23 protein-coding genes are annotated in these 18871 nt (G+C 72.6%); 14 read left to right on the forward strand and 9 right to left on the reverse strand.

Going from position 1 to position 18871, the window contains the following annotated elements:
* Positions 1–32: 32 nt before the first annotated feature.
* A complete protein-coding gene (locus tag EDD40_RS27075; protein WP_246037829.1) occupies positions 33–359 on the reverse strand; it encodes a hypothetical protein in 327 nt (108 codons plus the stop codon).
* A 182-nt stretch (positions 360–541) separates the two neighbouring features.
* On the opposite strand from EDD40_RS27075, the gene EDD40_RS27080 reads away from it, so the two are divergent.
* The 10 genes from EDD40_RS27080 to EDD40_RS27125 all read left to right on the forward strand — a co-directional run bounded on the left by EDD40_RS27080 (position 542) and on the right by EDD40_RS27125 (position 8239).
* A complete protein-coding gene (locus EDD40_RS27080; protein ID WP_170185211.1) occupies positions 542–1051 on the forward strand; it encodes an SMI1/KNR4 family protein in 510 nt (169 codons plus the stop codon).
* A 176-nt stretch (positions 1052–1227) separates the two neighbouring features.
* Entirely contained in the window at positions 1228–2631 is a 1404-nt protein-coding gene (locus EDD40_RS27085) for a choice-of-anchor A family protein (protein ID WP_123745424.1), read from the forward strand.
* Positions 2632–2661: 30 nt separating this feature from the next.
* Positions 2662–3249, forward strand: a complete 588-nt coding sequence (locus EDD40_RS27090) for a type II toxin-antitoxin system antitoxin SocA domain-containing protein (protein ID WP_123745425.1) — start codon at positions 2662–2664, stop codon at positions 3247–3249.
* A complete protein-coding gene (locus tag EDD40_RS27095; RefSeq protein WP_123745426.1) occupies positions 3249–3824 on the forward strand; it encodes a Fic/DOC family protein in 576 nt (191 codons plus the stop codon). Before EDD40_RS27090 ends, EDD40_RS27095 begins: the two co-directional genes overlap by 1 nt.
* A 16-nt stretch (positions 3825–3840) precedes the next feature.
* Positions 3841–4185, forward strand: a complete 345-nt coding sequence (locus tag EDD40_RS27100) for an SRPBCC family protein (RefSeq protein ID WP_123748304.1) — start codon at positions 3841–3843, stop codon at positions 4183–4185.
* Between the two features lie 77 nt (positions 4186–4262).
* Positions 4263–4766 carry an RNA polymerase sigma factor gene (locus EDD40_RS27105; protein ID WP_246037830.1) on the forward strand — a complete coding sequence of 168 codons (504 nt, stop codon included), beginning with the start codon at positions 4263–4265 and terminating at the stop codon, positions 4764–4766.
* On the forward strand, positions 4763–5533 hold the full coding sequence (locus EDD40_RS27110; RefSeq protein ID WP_123745428.1) for a cupin domain-containing protein: 771 nt from the start codon (positions 4763–4765) through the stop codon (positions 5531–5533). The genes EDD40_RS27105 and EDD40_RS27110 overlap by 4 nt, the downstream gene beginning before the upstream one ends.
* The gene (locus EDD40_RS27115) at positions 5533–6336 is read left to right on the forward strand and encodes an ABC transporter ATP-binding protein (RefSeq protein WP_123745429.1); all 804 of its coding nucleotides are present in this window, start codon (positions 5533–5535) and stop codon (positions 6334–6336) included. Before EDD40_RS27110 ends, EDD40_RS27115 begins: the two co-directional genes overlap by 1 nt.
* Complete coding sequence (locus EDD40_RS27120; RefSeq protein ID WP_148088928.1) at positions 6333–7673, forward strand: hypothetical protein; 1341 nt, start codon at positions 6333–6335, stop codon at positions 7671–7673. Before EDD40_RS27115 ends, EDD40_RS27120 begins: the two co-directional genes overlap by 4 nt.
* Complete coding sequence (locus EDD40_RS27125) at positions 7670–8239, forward strand: hypothetical protein (RefSeq protein WP_123745431.1); 570 nt, start codon at positions 7670–7672, stop codon at positions 8237–8239. The genes EDD40_RS27120 and EDD40_RS27125 overlap by 4 nt, the downstream gene beginning before the upstream one ends.
* Here EDD40_RS27125 and EDD40_RS27130 read toward each other — a convergent pair.
* From EDD40_RS27130 to EDD40_RS27155, 6 genes are all read right to left on the reverse strand, one after another.
* The gene (locus tag EDD40_RS27130) at positions 8236–9102 is read right to left on the reverse strand and encodes an aldehyde dehydrogenase family protein (protein WP_123745432.1); all 867 of its coding nucleotides are present in this window, start codon (positions 9100–9102) and stop codon (positions 8236–8238) included. The genes EDD40_RS27125 and EDD40_RS27130 overlap by 4 nt on opposite strands.
* On the reverse strand, positions 9095–10522 hold the full coding sequence (locus EDD40_RS27135; protein WP_123745433.1) for an aldehyde dehydrogenase family protein: 1428 nt from the start codon (positions 10520–10522) through the stop codon (positions 9095–9097). Before EDD40_RS27135 ends, EDD40_RS27130 begins: the two co-directional genes overlap by 8 nt.
* Before the next feature lies 1 nt (position 10523).
* Positions 10524–11489: a deoxyribose-phosphate aldolase gene (gene deoC, locus EDD40_RS27140; protein ID WP_123745434.1), complete on the reverse strand. Its 966-nt coding sequence runs from the start codon at positions 11487–11489 to the stop codon at positions 10524–10526.
* 103 nt (positions 11490–11592) lie between these two features.
* A complete protein-coding gene (locus EDD40_RS27145; protein WP_246037831.1) occupies positions 11593–12240 on the reverse strand; it encodes a DUF1707 SHOCT-like domain-containing protein in 648 nt (215 codons plus the stop codon).
* A 24-nt stretch (positions 12241–12264) separates the two neighbouring features.
* A complete protein-coding gene (locus EDD40_RS27150) occupies positions 12265–12747 on the reverse strand; it encodes a hypothetical protein (RefSeq protein WP_123745435.1) in 483 nt (160 codons plus the stop codon).
* Positions 12748–12853: 106 nt separating this feature from the next.
* Positions 12854–13837, reverse strand: a complete 984-nt coding sequence (locus tag EDD40_RS27155; RefSeq protein WP_123745436.1) for a Gfo/Idh/MocA family protein — start codon at positions 13835–13837, stop codon at positions 12854–12856.
* A 165-nt stretch (positions 13838–14002) separates the two neighbouring features.
* Here EDD40_RS27155 and upp point away from each other — a divergent pair, with 165 nt between their 5' ends.
* Entirely contained in the window at positions 14003–14629 is a 627-nt protein-coding gene (gene upp / locus EDD40_RS27160) for a uracil phosphoribosyltransferase (protein WP_123745437.1), read from the forward strand.
* A gap of 150 nt (positions 14630–14779) precedes the next feature.
* On the opposite strand, the gene EDD40_RS27165 is transcribed toward upp, so the two are convergent.
* A complete protein-coding gene (locus tag EDD40_RS27165; protein WP_123745438.1) occupies positions 14780–15625 on the reverse strand; it encodes an NmrA family NAD(P)-binding protein in 846 nt (281 codons plus the stop codon).
* 199 nt (positions 15626–15824) lie between these two features.
* Between EDD40_RS27165 and EDD40_RS27170 the strand changes: the two genes are divergently transcribed.
* Complete coding sequence (locus EDD40_RS27170) at positions 15825–17126, forward strand: glycoside hydrolase family 18 protein (RefSeq protein ID WP_123745439.1); 1302 nt, start codon at positions 15825–15827, stop codon at positions 17124–17126.
* Positions 17127–17188: 62 nt separating this feature from the next.
* Here EDD40_RS27170 and EDD40_RS27175 read toward each other — a convergent pair whose 3' ends face one another.
* On the reverse strand, positions 17189–17782 hold the full coding sequence (locus tag EDD40_RS27175; protein WP_123745440.1) for a TetR/AcrR family transcriptional regulator: 594 nt from the start codon (positions 17780–17782) through the stop codon (positions 17189–17191).
* A gap of 75 nt (positions 17783–17857) precedes the next feature.
* Between EDD40_RS27175 and EDD40_RS27180 the strand changes: the two genes are divergently transcribed.
* Positions 17858–18064: a type II toxin-antitoxin system VapB family antitoxin gene (locus tag EDD40_RS27180; protein WP_015105038.1), complete on the forward strand. Its 207-nt coding sequence runs from the start codon at positions 17858–17860 to the stop codon at positions 18062–18064.
* Positions 18065–18461: 397 nt separating this feature from the next.
* Positions 18462–18845 (forward strand): type II toxin-antitoxin system death-on-curing family toxin, encoded by a 384-nt coding sequence (locus tag EDD40_RS27185; RefSeq protein WP_123745441.1) that lies wholly within the window; start codon positions 18462–18464, stop codon positions 18843–18845.
* The last annotated feature ends 26 nt before the right edge of the window (positions 18846–18871 follow it).

Raw genomic sequence — 18871 nt, forward strand, 5'->3', positions numbered from 1 at the left:
CCAGAGCCGCCAGGAAGCCGCCTACGTCCACGTCAGACCTGCGCGGCCCGGTCGAGGTCGGCGCTGGTGCGCGCCTCCTGCTCGGTGTACGCCCGACCGGTCTTCGCGACCTCCGAGGCGAACGCCGACAGCCCCGCCGAGGCGGCCGCCACACCGTCCACTTGGGCCTGTGCCGCCTGCTGGAAGGCCGCGCCGAGACCCACCTCGTCGCCGAGCGCGCCGAAGCTGCCCGCGGCCAGCGACGTCGTGCCCGCCAACGTGGACGTGCCCACCTCGCCGACCTCGCCCGCCAGACCGGCCGCCGTGCCGCCGTACGCCGCCAGCGCCGCGGTGTCGACGCCGAAACCCCGTTCCACCATCGTCCCCCTTCTGGTGCCGTGCGACCGCGATCCTGCCCCATCCGCCGGCGGGTTGTGCGGCGTTCGGCGAGATCCTGCCCCGATGAGCGGTACCACCGGTGTTGTCGTCACCTGATCATGTGTGTGTGGGTGTTTTACGCCATTGGGAACGGATAGTGGCGTGGCTTGACCACCACGCCCCCTTGACCGGATCGGCGTTCGTGCCCCCCGAGGACGGCGCCGCGGTCGAGGCGTTGGCGGTCGCGAGCGGCCTCGAGCCGCCCGCCGACCTGCGCGCGTGGTGGGCCGTGTGCGGCGGCACCGCCGACTTGGCGTTCGCCGAGGTGCTGCCGCCGTTCTACACGCCGCTCGGTCCGTCCAACGCGTTGCGCTCGTGGCGGTTGAAGGAGCGGTTCTGGCCCGCGGACCTCGACACCGAGGCGGGCACGCCGACGACCGGGTTCCACCCGATGTGGCTGCCGATCGCGTTCGACGGGTGCGGTGACGCGCTGGCGGTCGACCTGCGGCCGGGCGTGCTGTCGGGGTGCGTGGTCGAGTGGGACCGCGAGGCGGGGGAGATGCTCAAACCGGAGTGGACGAGCCTGGACGAGATGCTGGACCAGGTCGCCACGGCCCTGGAGCACCGCGGCCGGCTCGGTCACTGCGAACCGCTGGTGACGACGGACGGCCGGTTGGGCTGGTTCACGAACTAGTGAACCGTTCGTCGTGGGCGTTCAACTCGGGGGTCCTGGACGTAGGACACGCGCGTGCTGAACGCAGGACACGCGGGTGGTCACACTGGCGGGTGAAACCTCGGCTCGTCGGCGCGCTGAAGCGGGCGCCGTGACGTTGGCTGCGGGGAGGGAGTCGACCTCCACGGGAGCCGGACATGCAGATCAGCCGCAGCGGAGCCGTCGGTCTGGCGGTCGCCGTCGCCGTCCTCGCGATCGGGTGGGCGCCGGGCGCCCAGCCGAGGCTCGCGGCGGTGAACCCCGTGCGGCCGGTCGCGCCGGACGACGTCCACGCCGACCCGAGCCACGGGTTCCTCGTGCTGGTGGAGGGCGACGCGGCGCTGTACGAGAACGAGACCGAGGGGCCGATGGCCATCGGCGGCGACGTCAGGTTCCGGCTGTACAACGCGGGCCCCAACAACCCCGGCACGTACACCCTGCCCGGTGACGACCGGCCGACCAGCTTCGTCGTCGGCGGCGGCCTCGACTTCGACCGGAGCGGCACGGGCACGCTCAGCGTCCTCAACCAGTCCTACGCCAAGGTCGGCGAGCTGGGCAACGCGACCGTGCTGCCCTCGGGCGGGGTGACGTTCGTCGTGCCCACCGGTGGCGACGTGAACACCCGACCGGCCCTGGCGGTCCAGACCTCGCAGCCCGCCGAGTCGGTCGGCGGCCCGAGCGGCTTCGACTTCGCCTCGTTGTTCGCGCTCTACCGGCAGATCAACGCGGACATGTCGGCGTGCGCGTCGACCGTGACGTTGAGGGACCAGAACGGCGGGGAACCGTGGAACGGCACCGACCCCGTCGCCACGATCGGCCTGCGACCGGGCCAGAACGTGCTCACCCTCGACGCCGCGCGGATGGCCGCGCTCGACACCGTCAACCCGCTCGCCGGCGCGCTGCAACCCGGCGACGAGGCCTGGTTGATCGTCAACGTCGACGTGACCGGCGACTACACCTGGCCGGTGCCGAACGTGAGCTGGCAGGGCACCGACCCGTCGCGGCACGTGCTGTGGAACTTCACCACCTCCGGCACCATCACGCTCCCGCCCGACTCGGGCACCGTGTGGGGCACCGTCTACGCGCCGAACGCCACCCTGGTCGACGACAGCGCGGCCAACGTCGAGGGCGCGGTGATCGTGAAGTCCCTCGTGCAGGGCGGCGCGACGAGCGGCAGCGGCGGCGAGATCCACAGCGCGCCCTTCGCCGACGTCCTCACCGACTGCGCGACCACTCCCACGACCACCACCGAGCCGACCACCACCGAGCCGACCACCACCGAGCCGACCACCACCGAGCCGACGACGACCACGACCACCACCGCGGGCACCACCGGACCGACCGCCACCGGACCGACCACGACCGCGGCCCCCACCCCCGGGACCACGAGCCACCCGGCGGCCGTCCACCCGGACGACGACCTGGCCGTCACCGGCGCCCCGGTCCGGGGCCTGTCGGCGCTCGGCGGCCTGCTCCTCCTCTCCGGGGCGACCGCGTTGGCCCTGACCAGGCTGCGCGACCGGCGCGGCCCTCGGCGCCACGATCTCCGGCAGACTGAGTAGTCGCAGCTCAGAGCACTCGCTGGAGGTGGCATGGCGGACGTCCACGACGTGGCCGCGGCCGTTCTCGACGCCACCGGGCCCGAGTCGCCGATGAAGCTTCAGAAGCTCCTCTACTACGCCCAGGCGTGGTACCTGGCCGAGCACGGCGAGCCCCTGTTCGACGCCCGGATCGAGGCGTGGCGGCGAGGTCCCGTGGTGCCCGAGGTCTACGTCCGCCACGAAGGCCGCTCCGAGGTCGGCGCGTGGGAAGAGGGCGACCCGCGCCGGCTCACCGAGCCGGAACGCGCGGTCGTCGGCTCCGTGGTCGAGCGGTACGCGCACTTCAGCAGGCACGAGCTGAGCGACATGGCGCACGACGAGGAACCGTGGCGGGCCGCCCGGGGCGAGCTGGCCGAGTCCCAGCCGAGCAGCGCGCCGCTGTCGCACGAGGTGATGGCCCGCTACTTCCGCCGGTTGACCAGCGGCCCCGAGGAGGCCGTCGAGGAGGCCGTCGGCAGCGCCCGGTTGGAGGGCCTGGCCGTCCCGGACGACGTGGTGGCCACCATGCGGGCCGTCGCGGCGGGCGAGCTGACCGCGGACGAGGCGATCGCGCGGGAGATCGAGGCGCTGCGCCGGTAGTGGACGAAGACCCCTGCCTGGACCCGGCGTCCGGGGTGCTGCGCAACGACCTGGGCCTGACGGACCCGCTGGAGTGCGCCGTCGCCGAGACGCGGCTGAGCACGATGCGCGTCGAGCAGTTCGCCCTGTCACCCTTGCCCGGCCTGTACGACCTGGCCCACCTGCGTGCCTTCCACCACCGCATCTTCGGCGACTTCCACCCGTGGGCCGGCGAGGTCCGGCGGGTCGACATCGCCAAGTCCGCGTCGTTCGCCGCGTGGCGGCGGATCGAGCCCTGCTCGGCCGGCGTGTTCGACGACCTGAAGAAGGAGCGCTACCTGCGCGGGCTGCCCCGTGACGCGTTCCTCGACCGGTTCACGCACTACTTCGCCGAGGTCAACGCCGTGCACCCGTTCCGCGAGGGCAACGGGCGCGCGCAGCGGGCGTTCTTCCGCCAGCCGGCGCGCGAGGCGGGCTGGCGGGTCGCCGTGCACGCGCTGGACCGGGTCGCGTTCATCGACGCGTGCGAGCAGAGCCTGATCAGGTCGAACGACTCGTTGCGCGACCTGTTCGACATCGTCATGAGCCCGGCCTGACCGGGTACCCGTGGCCATGACCAGCTACGAGTACCGGGCGCCGGTCGAGATGGCCGCGCGGGAGCTGTTCGAGTTCCTCGCCCGCCCGCAGAGCCTGCCCCAGCACCTGCCCGGGTTGTCCGGCGCGACCCCGCGCATCGACCACGACCGCCGCCGCGTCTCCTGGGAGGAGGGCGGCTACCGGGGGGAGCTGAACGTCGTCGACGACGGCGCGGGCCACAGCGAGGTGGTGATCGCCGTCGAGACCGACGACACCGGTGACGTGCGGCGGGAGCTGGAGGAGGCGGTGGCGGCCCTGGCGCACCGGGCCACCGCCGAAGCCGACGTGAGCGCCGCCAAGGACCAGAACACCTGGTATTGATGTGACCCAGGTCACTCGTCGGTGAGAACCTTTCCCGCGGCCGGGGCGTCTTGCCGGGTGTGAACGAGGAGCAGTTGGTGCGCGCGGTGGCCCGCGGCGACCGCGCGGCCTTCGAAGAGCTCTACCGCCGCACGTCGCCGTGGCTGACCGTGCGACTGCGCCGCCGGTGCGCCGACGAGCAGGTCGTGGCCGAGGTCATGCAGGAGACGTACCTGGCGGTGTGGCGGGCGGCGGGGTCCTTCGCGGGCGAGGCGGTCGACGGCACGGCGGTCGGCTGGCTGTGGACGATCGCGGCCCGGCGGCTGGTCGACGCGTTCCGCCGGCGCGCGCACCAGGCCCGGCCGCTGCCGGCGGCCGGCACCGCGCCCGCCGCCGAGGACGAGGCGCTGGCGAGCGCGTTGGGCGACGACGTCGGCGGCGCGTTGCGCGACCTGGCGCCCGAGCTGCGGCAGGTGCTGCAGGCGATGGTGCTGGACGGGCTGACCGTGCGCGAGACCGCGGTGCTGCTCGGGGTGCCCGAGGGCACCGTGAAGACCCGCGCCCGGCGGGCCCGGATCGCGATGCGGGAGGCACTGTCATGACCGAGCACCCGAGCGCCGACTCGATCGCCCGGTACGCGGCCGGCGACGACCTGCCCGCCGACGTGCTGTGGGCGGTCGAGGCCCACCTGGAGACGTGCGAGACGTGCCGGTTGCGCCTGGCCGACGTAGCCCCACCGCAGGTCACGGCGTTGACCGCGGCGGTGTGGGCGGGGCTGGAGCCGACCGGGACACCGGCCCGCCGACGGCACCGGCTCGCGCGGTGGGCCACGCCGTCGCTGCCGCCCTGGCTGGCCATGACGGCGTTCGTGGTGCTGGCGGCGCTGTCGCTCGACGGGCTGCTGCCGGGCGGCTCGGCGTCGTCCGGCGTGCTGCTGCTCGCGCCGATCGTGCCCGTCCTCGGTGTGGCGGCGGCGTGGTCGCGGGGGATGGACCCGGCCCACGAACTGGTCGTGTCCACGCCCCGGGCCGGGCTGCAACTGGTGCTGCGCCGCACGTTCGCGGTGCTCGTGGCCGTGCTGCCGGTGCTGCTGGCCGGCGGTTGGCTGGCCGGCGCGTCACCGGCGTACTGGTTGCTGCCGTGCCTCGCCGTCACGGCGGTGACGCTCGCGCTCGGCGGCCTGATCGGGGTGCGCCGGGCCGGTGTCGCCGCCGCGTCCGCGTGGGCGGTGCTGGTGATCGGTCCGGCGGTGGTCGTCGGCGACGTGCCCGGTGTGCTCGCGCCGGGCGCGGCGCCGGTGTGGGCGGCGGTGCTCGTCGGGGGCGCCGCCGCCGTGTTCTTCAGGTCCGCGGCCTACGGGCGGCTGTGATGGAGGGAAGGCTCGTGGCACGTGCGGTGAGCGCGGCGGAAGTCGCGCCGACGGGGTACGCCTGGCAGGTCGAGGCGAGGGGGCTGCGCGTGCGCGCGGGCCGGACGATGGCGGTGGACGGGCTGGACCTGCGGCTCGGCCGGGGCGTGCACGGGCTGCTCGGGCCGAACGGCGCGGGCAAGACCACGCTGATCCGGTCGCTGGCGACCGTGCTGCGGCCCGTGTCGGGCACGTTGGAGGTGTTGGGCACGCCGGTGTCCGGGCGGCTGGACCTGCGCCGGGTGCGCCGCGCGCTCGGCTACCTGCCGCAGGACTTCGGCTACTACAAGCGGTTCACGGTCCGCGAGTTCGTCGAGTACGTGGCCTGGCTCAAGGAGATGCCGAAGCGCGACGTCCCCGGCGCGGTGCAGCGGGCCGTCGAACGGGTCGGGCTGGCCGACCGCGCGGACGACCGGCTCAAGACGCTGTCCGGCGGCATGGTGCGGCGGGCGGGCATCGCGCAGGCGATCGTGAACGACCCCGAGGTGCTGCTGCTCGACGAGCCGACCGCCGGCCTGGACCCCGGTCAACGGGTCCGGTTCCGGGAACTGGTGCAGGAACTGGGCGCCGACTCGTGCGTGGTCGTGTCCACGCACCTGGTCGAGGACGTCGCGGCGGCTTGCACGGACGTCGTGCTGGTCGCCGCGGGCAAGCTGGTCTTCCAGGGCACGCCCGCCGAGCTGGCGGCGGCGGGCGGGCCGGACGACGTCGGCGACAGCCCCATCGAGCGCGGCTACTCGTCGCTGCTGGGCGGTGCGTGGTGAGGATCCTCGGGATCGAGCTGAGGCGCACCGCGGCGCCGGTGCTCGGCGTGCTGGCGGTGCTGGTCATGGTGGGGCTGCTGCACTGGGGCCCGTCGATGAAGAACAGCACGGCGTGGACGCGGCAGTGGACGACGTCGGCCGAGTTCATCAGGCTCACGTTCCTGTTCGTGTGGCCGCTGGCGCTCGGCGCGGGCGGGCTGCAGGGGCTGCGGGACCGGCGGTCGGGGGTGGAGGAGCTGTTCGGCTCCACGCCGCGGCCCCGCGCGCAGCGGGTGGCGTGGACGTTCGGCGCGGTGGCCGTCGCGCTGACCGCGGGCTACGCGGTGGTGTCCGCCGTCGGCGCGGTGCAGGTGGCGTCGGCGACGGACTACTTCCACCTCGGGTGGCTGCCGGTGGCGCTGGTCGGCGTGCTGGCCCTGGTCGGGGGCGCGTGGCTGGGCATGGGTGTGGGCAGGCTGGCGCCCTCGCCGTTGACGCCGCCCGCGCTGGCGGTCGCCGGGTTCGCGCTGATGGTGCTCGGGCTGGAGCCCGCCGCCGGCGCGTTCCGCTGGACGCTGCTGCTGCCTTCGCTGCCGTCGCCGGTGACGGTGTTCGCGTCGGTGGCGTGGTCGGTGACCGCGGCGCAGGCGGTGTGGTTCGCCGGGGTGGCGGCGGCGGGGTTCCTGCTGGTGGCGCTGCGCCGGGCGTGGCCGGGCGTGCTGCCGCTGCTGGTGGCGGGCGCCGTGGCGGTGCCGTTGCTGCCCTCCGCGCCGGAGGGGGTGTGGACGCCCGACGCGGCGGCCGCGGAGCTGGTCTGCCACGAAGGGCTGTGCCTGACCCGGGCGCACGAGGACGAGCGGCCCGCGTTGACGGGGCCCGCGCGGGAGGCGCTGCGGGCGCTGGCGAAGCTGCCCTCCCCGCCGACGTCGGTGCGCGAGGTGGCCGCACCCGTCCGCCCGGTGGACGGGCGCGGTCCCGAGCCGGCGGAGGCGGTGTGGGTGCACCTGGACGAGTTCACGTACTTCCGCCGCGTGCCGCCGACGGCCGAGCAGGTCACGGCGTACCTGGTCGCGGGCGCGGGCACGCGCTCCTGCTACGGCCAGTACGTCCCGGCCGCGGGCGCCCGCGAGCTGGCCGCCCGCACGGTGATGACGGCCTGGCTGACCGGCCGCTTCGAGCCCCTGCCGATGTACCGGTCGTGGGTGAGCAGGGAGACCGACGGCCTGGCCGCCGAGGCGTGGGAGCACCTGCGCTCCCTGCCCGGACCCGACCAGGCGGCCCGCGTCCAGGCGGCCCGCGACACGCAGGCGGCCTGCGCGGGCGACGCCCTCACCACCCTGATGGCGGGCACCACGTGACGCGGTGGGTGGCGCTCTACGCCCGCTCCCGCGGGGTCCCGGTGTCGGCGGCGGTCGTGGCGGTCGGCGTGGCGGCGCTGGCCGCCCTCGCCGAGACCGACGGCAGCCCGCGGCTCGCCGCGTTCGGCGCGGCCCTCGGGGTGGCCGCCGTCTCGACCGGTCTCGACGGGCACGACCGGGCGCTCGACCGCACCGCCGCGTTCGGCTGGCCGCCCCGCCGGGCCGCGCACCTGCTGCTGGGCGGCGCGTTCGTCGCCGCGCTGCTGCTGGCCGCGGGCCGGGTCACCGCCCCGATCGCCCCGGACGCGTTGGTGATCCGCGACGTCGCCGGCCTGGGCGGCTCGGCCGCGCTCGGCGCGCTGCTGCTCGGCGCCCGCGCCGCGTGGGCGTTGCCGATCGGCTGGACCGGCGTGACGCTCGTCGTCCCGTCCTTCGACGACCACTGGCTCAGCCGCCTGCTGACCTGGCCGGTGCAACCGGCCGGCACCACCTCGGCCACCGTCACCGCGGTCGTGCTCGGCTGCACCGGCCTGCTCGCCTACAGCTGGTTCGGCTGCCGGCGCTAAACGCCGATCGGGTGCCAGACCGTCTTCATCTCCAGGAACGCCCGCAGCCGGGCCAGGTCCGGCTCGCGGGTGAAGTCCTCCGACGGGCGCGCCCGCAGCACGCGCTTCACCGTGCCCGCCGCCGCGCGCTCCAGGTCCGCCCGCGTCGACTCCGGGGCGCCGGTCAGGTCCAGCGCGTTCACGTCCGCGTGCGACGCCAGCCACGGCGCGATCTCCGCCGTGCGCCCGGTCAGCACGTTCACCACACCACCGGGCAGGTCGGAGGTCGCCAGCACCTCCGACAACGTCACCGCGGGCAACGGCCGGTCCTGCGACGTCACGACCACCGCCGTGTTGCCGGTCGCGATCACCGGCGCCACCGCGCTGATCAGCCCCAGCAGCGACGACTGCTGCGGCGCGAGCACCGCGACCACGCCCGTCGGCTCCGGCACGGAGAACGAGAAGTACGGCCCGGCCACCGGGTTCGACGCGCCGAGCACCGTGGCGACCTTGTCGGTCCACCCCGCGTACCAGACCCACCGGTCGATGGCCGCGTCCACCAGCGACTGCGCCTTCTTCACCGCGACGCCCTCGCACGCGGCGACCTCGGCGGTGAACTGCTCCCGCCGGCCCTCCAGCACCTCGGCCACCCGGAACAGCACCTGCCCCCGGTTGTACGCCGTGGCGCCCGCCCAGCCGGGGAACGCCTTGCGCGCCGCCGCGACCGCGTCCCGGGCGTCCTTGCGCGAACCCTGCGCCGCGTTCGCCAGGAACGCGCCCTTCGCGTCCACCACCGGGTAGGACCGGCCGGACTCCGACCGGGGGAACGCGCCGCCGATGTAGAGCTTGTACGTCTTCGTGACCGCGATCCGGTTCTCAGACATCGAGGTACGCCTCCAGCCCGGTGCGACCGCCTTCGCGGCCGAAGCCCGACTCCTGGTAGCCGCCGAACGGGGCGGTCGGGTCGAAGCGGTTGAACGTGTTGGCCCACACCACGCCGGCGCGCATCTTCTGCGCCGCCCACAGGATGCGCGACCCCTTCTCGGTCCAGATGCCGGCCGACAGCCCGTAGGGCGTGTTGTTGGCCTTGGCCACGGCCTCGTCCGGCGTGCGGAACGTGAGCACCGACAGCACCGGGCCGAAGATCTCCTCGCGCGCGATCCGCATCGCCTGCGACACGTTGGAGAACACCGTCGGCGCGAAGTAGAAACCCTTGTCCGGCAACGGGCACGCGGACGTCCACCGCTGCGCGCCCTCGGCGTCGCCCGTCTCGACCAGCTCCTGGATCTTCGTCAGCTGCTCGCGCGAGTTGATCGCGCCGACGTCGGTGTTCTTGTCCAGCGGGTCGCCGACGCGCAGCGTCGACACGCGGGCGTGCAGCTTCTCCAGCAGCTCGTCGGCCACCGACTCCTGCACCAGCAGCCGCGAGCCCGCGCAGCACACGTGGCCCTGGTTGAAGAAGATGCCGTTGACGATGCCCTCGACCGCCTGGTCCAGCGGCGCGTCGTCGAACACGATGTTCGCCGCCTTGCCGCCCAGCTCCAGGGTGAGCTTGCGGCCGGTGCCGGCCAGCTGCCGCTGGATGAGCTTGCCGACCTCGGTCGACCCGGTGAACGCCACCTTGTCCACGTCCGGGTGCGACACGACGGCCGAGCCGACGTCACCCGCGCCGGCGAGGATGTTCACCACCCCGGGCGGCAGGTCGGCCTGCTGGATGATCTCGGCCAGCACCAGCGCGCTCAGCGGCGTCGTCTCGGCGGGCTTGATCACCACCGTGTTGCCGGTCGCCAGCGCGGGCGCGATCTTCCACGCCGCCATCATCAGCGGGAAGTTCCACGGGATGACCTGGCCCGCCACGCCGAGCGGGCGCGGGTCGGGGCCGAGGCCCGCGTAGCCGAGCTTGTCCGCCCAGCCCGCGTGGTAGAAGAAGTGCGCGGCGGCCGTCGGCACGTCCACGTCACGTGATTCCTTGATGGGCTTGCCGTTGTCCAGCGACTCCAGCACCGCCAGCTCCCGCGACCGCTCCTGGATCAGGCGGGCGATGCGGAAGATGTACTTGGCGCGCTCGGCGCCGGGCATCCGGCCCCAGACCCGGTCGTAGGCGCGGCGCGCGGCCTTCACGGCCTTGTCGACGTCCGCCGGCGCGGCCGTGGAGACCTCGGCCAGCACCTCCTCCGTGCCGGGGTTGACGGTCTTCAGCGGCTCACCGGCGCCTTCGACGAACTGGCCGTCGATGAACATCCGGTAGTTCGGCTTGAGGTTCGCGATGTCCCGTGATTCGGGCGCGGGCGCGTATTCCCACATGTCAGTCCACCGTCACGTAATCGGGGCCGCTGTAGTGGCCGGCCAACTGGGTGCGCCGCTGCATCAGCAGGTCGTTGAGCAGCGTGGAGGCACCGAAGCGGAACAGGGTCGGGGCCAGCCACTCCGGTCCCGCGACCTCGTGCACCGCGACCAGGTACTTGATCGCGTCCTTGGTCGTGCGGATGCCGCCGGCGGGCTTCACACCCCTGAGCTCGCCGGTCTGGGCGTGCCAGTCGCGGACGGCCTGCAACATCACGTGCGTGACCGGCAGCGTCGCGGCGGGGGAGACCTTGCCGGTCGACGTCTTGATGAAGTCGCCGCCCGCGAGCAGGCCGAGCCAGGACGCGCGGCGCACGTTGTCGTAGGTCGCGAGCTCGCCGGTCTCCAGGATCACCTTCAGGTGCGCGTCCCCGCAGGCCCGCTTGACCTGCGCGATCTCGTCGAACACCTGCCCGTACCGGCCGGACAGGAACGCGCCCCGGTCGATCACCATGTCGATCTCGGTGGCGCCCGCGTCGACGGCGTAGGCGGTGTCCTCCAGCTTCACCTTCAGGCTCGACCGGCCGGACGGGAACGCGGTCGCGACGCTGGCGACGCCGACCCCGGTGCCCCGCAGCTCCTCGACGGCCGTCTCCACCATGTCCGGGTACACGCAGACGGCGGCGACCTTCGGCACGTCCGGGTCGTCCGGGTCGGGCCGCCGCGCCTTCGCCGCGAGCGACCGCACCTTGCCGTGCGTGTCCGCGCCTTCCAGCGTGGTCAGGTCGACCATGCCGATGGCGGTGTCGATGGCCCACATCTTGGCGGCCTTCTTGATGCTGCGAGTGCCCAGACCGGCCGCGCGCTGTTCGACGCCGACCTGGTCCACACCGGGCAGTCCGTGCAGGAACCGGCGCAGCGACGCGTCGTCGCGGACGGCGTCCGCGAGCGCCGGGGGCAGCGACGGCGTTGTCGATGGAGCAGCCATGCCGCCGAGTCTAGGCGGAATGGGACGGCCGTCCTAAGTGAGCGACTTCGGGCAGGTCAGACGGGCAAAAGCAGGGCTCGGTCACCTCACCCGCACGTTCGGGCTAGCCCTCCAGCTCGTCGTGGGAGCGCCCCTTGAGTTTCTTCTTCTTCGGCCGCTTCACCTCGACCGCGCCCATCATCGCGAACCCGGTGATGTTCACGATCGGGCCGCCGGGGATCGTCGGCGCGCCCTTGTGCGTGGCGTCCTCGAACGCGCCCATGAAGCCGATGCCGGACACGCGGACGGTGACGTCCTCCGGCACGATGATCTCCACCGCGCCCATGAGCGCGTAGGCGTTGATGGTCGTCTCGCCCTGCGAGAAGCGGGCCCGGGTCAGGTCCAGCTCGACACCGCCCATGACCGCCACCGCCGTGTGCGTCGGCGGCATGACCCACTCGCCGCGCCGCTCCACACCCGACCAGAACGCGAACGAGACCGTGGAGCCGGGCGTGCCGCCGATGCGCGACGCGGGCGCGTTCCGCGTCATCGGCACGGGCATCACCGACGGCGCGGGCACGCCCAGGTCGGCGGTCAGCGGCACCAGCTCGCCGTAGGTCTTGGCCGAGTACACCGCCGCCAGGCGTTCGTCCAGCTCGTGCAGGTCGAGCCTGCCTTCGCCGTGCGCCTGCTGGAGCACCTGGGCGACCTTCTCGCGGTCGGCGTCCGAGGCACGCATCTGACGGGGGTCCGGCACCAGCTCGTCGCTCACACGGGTGAGTCTAGGAGAGGATGCTCACGTTCCTGTCGCGATGAGCACGAGTCGGCCGGATTTCGGGTCGAGGAAGGCCGACGCGTGCCAGCGCTCGTGGTCGAACGCCGCGTCCAGCGCGTCCCCGGTCAGGAACGGCCCGCCCGGCAACTCCGCCCGCATCGCCTCCGTGATGTCGGGCGTCATGCCCTCGTCGGCCGGCGCGTAAGCCGACCGCACCCGCTCGACCTCGGCCGCCGGCAGCGTCACGACCGCGTCGATCCAGTAGGTCGACGGTCCGGGCACGTCGGCACGGCCGAACGTGCCGGACATCCACCGCGCGCCCTCCAGCGCCGCGAGCACCGGGAAGCGCTCGACGAGCGGTTCCGGGTCGGTCCGCAGCTCCCCGGTCCCGGACTTCACCGCCGGTTCGGCCGGGCCCTGGCACCCGACCAGCGCCACGGCCGCGACGAGGACGACGAGCCACCGCAGCGGACGGGAACGGCTGCTCGCTCGCGTGACGTCCATCCGGTGCTCCTCGGGGCAGTGGCCTTCGCCAGGCGGTACTCCCCTTGGAGGAACGCCCGGCCGCCGCGGTTCCCGCCGAGCCGGCGACGCGCACCGGCGACCCTGATCAGCTCGGCTGACGGACCGGCAGGCCGGCGGCCCGGTAGATGTCGTCCACGACCCGCATCGTGGCCACCGCGTCGTCCGCCGTCGTGGGGAACGGCTTGCCGTGCAGCACGGCGTCGGCGAACGCCTCCAGCTGGTACTCGTACGACGGCCGCCGGTCGAACCGCTCGACCCGCCGGTGGCCGTCCAGCTTCACCGTGAGCCGGTGCCCGTGCTGCGGCGAGAACGGGTTGAACACGCGCAGCTCGCCGTTGGCGCCCAACACCTTCGCCGAGAGCCTCAGCAACGACCGAGACCACATCGACGTCACCACGGTCCCGGTGTGCCCGGCGGGGAACTTCAGCTCCGCCCGCATCGCCCGGTCGACGCCCTCGCCCTTCAGCAACGCCCGCGCCGACTTCACCTCCGGCTCGTCACCGCCCAGGTACCGCACCATGTTCACCGCGTAGCACCCGGCGTCCATCAACGCCCCGCCGGCCAGGTCCAGCGAGTACCGGATGTCCTTGAACTTCGGCATCGGGAACGCCAGGCGCGCCTCCACGTGCCGCAGCTTGCCCAACTCCGCGACCACATCCGCCAACCGCAGCGCCAACGGGTGGTACCGGTAGTGGAACGCCTCCATCACCACCAGCCCGCTGCTCTTCGCCGCCGCCGCGACCTCCGCCGCCTCGTCCGCGTTGGCCGCGAACGGCTTCTCGCACAGCACGTGCTTCCCGGCCGCCAACGCCGCCAACGTCCACTTCCCGTGCAACCCGTTGGGCAGCGGCACGTAGACCGCGTCCACGTTCGGGTCGTCCAACAACTCGTCGTAGCTCCCGTGGACCTGGGGAATGCCGAACCGGTCAGCGAACTCCTGCGCCCGCCCGACCTCCCGCGCCGCGATCGCCGCCACCTCCACCGACGCCACGGACCGCCCCGGCCGGACCAACGCCGCCGGCACGATCCGCGCCGCCCCAAGAACCCCGATCCGCACGTGGTCGGCCATGTCAGTTCGTTACCCCCGGCAGCACTCCGTCAACCCCGAACCGAACCGGCCCACCGCCTGCTCTTCCCGCCCCGACGGTTCGACCCGCCGCATCCTTGAAGCGGACCACCGAGCTGGGCAACGAGCTGGCGGGCATCGGTCGGGGGTACCACATACTGTTCGACCATGGACGTCCTCGTTGTCGATCACCCACTGGCCAGGGCGCGGCTGACCACCATGCGTGACGCCCGCACGGACAACGCGGCGTTCCGCGCCGCGCTGCACGAGCTGACCGTGATGCTCGTGTACGAGGCCACGCGAGACCTGCCCGTGGCCGAGGAGCGGGTGCACACGCCCGTCGCCCGGACCACCGGCTACCGCCTGGCCAACCCGCCGCTGCTGGTGCCGGTGCTGCGGGCCGGCCTCGGCATGGCGGACCAGGCGCACAAGCTGATCCCGGACGCGCAGATGGGCTTCGTCGGCCTGGCGCGGGACGAGGAGACCCTCCAGCCGACGCCGTACATGGAGTCGCTGCCGGACTCGCTGGCCGGCCGTCCCGTCTTCGTGCTGGACCCGATGCTCGCCACCGGCGGCTCCATGGCCTACACGATCCGGCTGCTGACCGACCGGGGCGCGACCGACGTGACGGCGATCTGCGCCCTCGCCGCCCCCGAGGGCATCAAGCACCTCGAAGAGTCGGCCCACCCGATCCGCCTGGTCACCGCCAGCATCGACGAGCGCCTCAACGACTCGGGCTTCATCGTCCCCGGCCTGGGCGACGCCGGCGACCGCCAATACGGCGCCGTCCACTAACCCCCGCGAGAGTCCAACGCCCACGCCGCGAGAGTCCAACGTTCAGAGCACCCGAGTTCAACGCTCAACCCGCACACCGTTAGGCGTGAGTGTTGAACTCGAGGTGCGTGAACGTTGGACTCTCGCGCGCTGGAGGTTGGACTCTCGGGGTTAAGGGAGGGTCAGGGTGGTGGAGTGGTCGGCGGCCCAGGTGGAGAGGGTGCGGCCGCGGTGGCCCGTGACGGTGGTGAAGTCGGGGGTCACGGAAGCCGGTTCCTCGTTGTGCTGGGCCATGTAGCCGAGCAGGTACTCGGCGACGTCGTAGGGCAGGCCCTCGTCGCGGATGAGGGTCGCGCGGGCCTGGCCGTAGGTCAGGCGTTCGAAGCGGATCGGGCGGCCCAGGCCGCGACCGATCGCCGCGGCTTGTTCGACGTGCGTCAGGGCTTCCGGGCCGCTCACCGTGTACGCCTTGCCGGCGTGCCCGTCGCGCAGCAGCGCGTGCACCGCCACCTCGGCCACGTCGTCCTCGTGCACCGGCGCCCCGACCGACTCCGGGAACGGCGCCCGCACGACGCCTTCCTCCCGGATCGTCCGCGCCCACACCATCTTGTTCGCCATGAACTCGCCCGGCCGCACGTGGGTCCACGCCACCCCGGACGCCTCGACCACCCGTTCCACGTCGTGGTGCAGCTCGTAGCTGCCCGGCCGCCGGACGGTCACCGCGCTGCTCGACAGGAACACCACCCGTCGCAAGTCCGGCGCGCAGTCCAGGAACGCCCGCGCGTGGGCCACCGCGTCGTCCGACTCGATCGCCGCCAACAGGAACACCCCTGTCACGCCCGCCAGCGGCAGCTCGGCCGGCCGTGTCAGGTCGCCTCCCACCACCTCCACGCCCTCGGGCACCGCTGCCCGTGCCGGGTTGCGCGTCAACGCCTTCACCGGCACGCCCGCCGCCGCCAGCTGCCGCACCACCGCGCCTCCGGTCGTGCCCGTCGCCCCGGTGACCAGGATCGTCACAACTTCCCCCTGCGATCGTAGTGTTCAAACTTGAACACCGCCGAAGCTAGCGCGATCACCACCGACCTCGCACATGCAAAAGTTTGCAACGCACGCGAGAACAATTCGCATTACCGGATTCGGCCGAACGGCCGTAGAGGTGGTCTAGACCTCATCACTACCGTGGTCTGGACCACACCGGAGTCACGCGAGGAGAAGCATGTCGAGCAGGAGATGGGTGCTCCCCGCCCTCCTGGCCACGGCGATGACCGTGTCCCTGGCGCCGCAGGCCGTCGCCCACGACCGGCACGACGACCGCGACGGGCACGGCAGGAGCGAGCGCGTCGTCGGGTACTACACCCAGTGGAGCGGCTACGACCGCAACTTCCTGGTGCGCGACCTCGTGGCCAACGGCACCGCGCCGCGGCTCACCCACCTCAACTACGCCTTCGGCTTCCTCGACGAGTCCGGCAAGTGCGTCAGCGCCGACCCGTGGGCGGACTACCAGCGGCCCTTCGCCGCCGAGCAGAGCGTCAACGGCAAGGCCGACGTCGCGGGCCAGCCGCTGTCGGGCAACCTCAACCAGCTCAAGCAGCTCAAGGCCGAGTACCCGAAGCTGCGGATCAACATCTCGCTCGGCGGCTGGACCGGGTCGAAGTACTTCTCCAACGCCGCCCTCACCCCCGAGTCGCGCGCCGCGCACGTGGCGTCCTGCCTCGACATGTGGCTCAAGGGCAACCTGCCCGACGCCGCGCCCGGTGCGGCGGCCGGTGTGTTCGACGGCGTCGACCTCGACTGGGAGTGGCCGTCGTCCGAGGCCGCGCCCGGCAACGTCGTGCGACCCGAGGACAAGCGGAACTTCACCGCGCTGCTCGTGGAGTACCGCGAGCAGCTGGGCAAGCTGACCCGGCGCACCGGCGAGCGCTACGACCTCACCGCGTTCCTGCCCGCCAACCCCGTGCAGGTCGACCGGGGCTTCGAGGTCCGGAAGGTCTTCGAGCTGCTGACGTTCGGCACGATCCAGGGCTACGACTACCACGGCGCCTGGGAGCCGGTGACCAACCAGCAGTCGGCGATCCGCACTCCCGCCGCGGACCCGACGGCGCCGCCGTTCAGCTCGCAGGTCGCGATCGACCACTACCTGCGCAACGGCGCGCCGAAGAGCAAGGTCGTGATGGGCGTGCCGTTCTACAGCCGGGGCTGGACCGGCGTGCGGAACGAGGGCGACGGCCTGTTCCAGCCCGCTGCCGGCCCCGCGCCCGCGACCTACGAGGCCGGGTACGAGGACTACCGGATCCTCAAGGCGCAGCTGGCGAAGTTCACCGTGCACCGGGATGCCAAGGCCGGTCACGCCTGGTTGTTCGACGGCACCACGTTCTGGACCTGGGACGACCCGGTCGAGATGAAGCGCAAGGGGCGCTACGTGGCCGACCGGCGCCTTGGCGGCGCGATGATCTGGTCGCTCGACGGCGACACCGCCGACGGCGAGCTGATCAAGGCGCTCACCAGCGGACTGTCCTGACGGGACGGTCCACGGGGTCCGGGGAGGTTTCGCGGCGGCCACCTCCCCGGGCCCCACCTACTTCACGACGCGCGCCAGCCGTCCGCCTGCGCGCGCAGGGCGCGCTCGTAGACCGGGGCGATCTCGACCCCCGGCGGCAGGTTGCCGTTGAGCTCCAGGCTGACCAGGCCGTGCACCATGCCCCACATCGCCAACGCGATCCGCTCCGGCGGCTCCCGGGTGAACGCGCCCGACTCGATCGCGCGGCCGACGTCCCGCACCACCGGCAGGAACGTCTGCACGGCCGCTTCCTTCGTCTCGTCGGACGGCTCGAAGTTCGGCACGACCTTGCTGAACATCACCAGGTAGAACTGCGGGTCGGCCAGCGCGCTCTCGCGGTACGCCAGGCCGATCTGGACGAGGTCCTCCACCGGGTCGTCGGTCTGCGGCACGGTCGCGATGCGTTCACCGAATCGGCGGAACGCCTCCTCGTACACGGCGTTCAGCAGCGCCGGTTTGCCGCCGAACAGCGAGTACACGGCCGTGGTCGAGGTGTTGACATCCGCCGCGAGCCTGCGCAAGCTCAAAGCTCCAGGGCCTTCGGTGGACAGCAGTTCGCCCGCCCGCTCGAGCAGCCGGCCGCGGAGCGCATCGTCGTGTGTCTTCGGTCGTGGCACCGGGGCATCGTATCGCAACACTGTTATAATTCGCGGCCTGGCCATCGTGGTATCAAGTTGGTACCGTCGTTTCCCATGGCGATGACTCTGCGTCTGAGCGACGAGGAGAACCGGCGGCTCGACGAACTCGCCGCAGCCGAGGGCCGTTCGAAGCAGGAGGTCGTGCGCTTGGCGTTGGCCGAGCGGTGGGCCCGGCTGCAGAAGGAGGAGCAACTCTCCGAGGTCCTCGGACGCGTGCTCCCCAAGTACCGAGGACTCCTCGACCGCCTCGGCTCCGCCTGATCCGGTCCCTCCTGGTTGCGGGATCCCGTACCGAGGGCGCCCGACCGATTACCCACTGCCACACCTTCGGGTGACACCCCCGTGCGCGCTCGCCGTTCGAACATATGTTCGATAAGATCGATCCATGCAGCTCAACCGGCGCGGCATAGGACGTTCACCCCTCTACCTCTGTGAACGTCCACGGTGGTCCGAAGCACACCGGTATGGTGCGCCGTTGAAGATCGGGCTGCGTCCAGGTTGCGCTTCGGCGCACAACGCGGCCGACAGCATCCTCACCGCCCGCGGGGCGGGGAGGCGAAACGGACCTGAGGGGGTGGGTGATGGGACGAAACACGCCCAGATCGCGGCGTGGTCGTGCCGGAGTCGCCACCGCTCAGGACAGGGAGCGCGTCAAGCAGTGGTCAACTACCTCGACGCCGGCGACTTGCTCGTGCTGGCGACCGCCGTCACCGGCGGGGATCTGGTCGTGCGCGACTTAGGTCTCCTCGACTCCGCAGCCCACCGCCCCAGGGCCACAGTGCTGGGGGTCGAGGCGTACGACACGCTCTGGCTCAAAGCTTCCGCGTTGCTCGACTCCATCGTCCGCACGCGCCCGTTGGCCGAGGGCAACTGGCGGCTGGGCTGGGTCGCCGCCGTGACCTTGTGCGACATCAACGGCTGGTGGGTCGACGCGGAGGAGGACGAAGCCCTCGACCTGGTGCGCGCGCTCGGCCGGGAGCAGATCGACGTCGGCGGCATGGCCGCCCACCTGGAAGCATGGGGAACGCCCAAGGACGAGTGACCGACCGGCCCCCACGACCGGGTGAC

Source organism: Saccharothrix texasensis (assembly GCF_003752005.1).
Lineage (GTDB): Bacteria > Actinomycetota > Actinomycetes > Mycobacteriales > Pseudonocardiaceae > Actinosynnema > Actinosynnema texasense.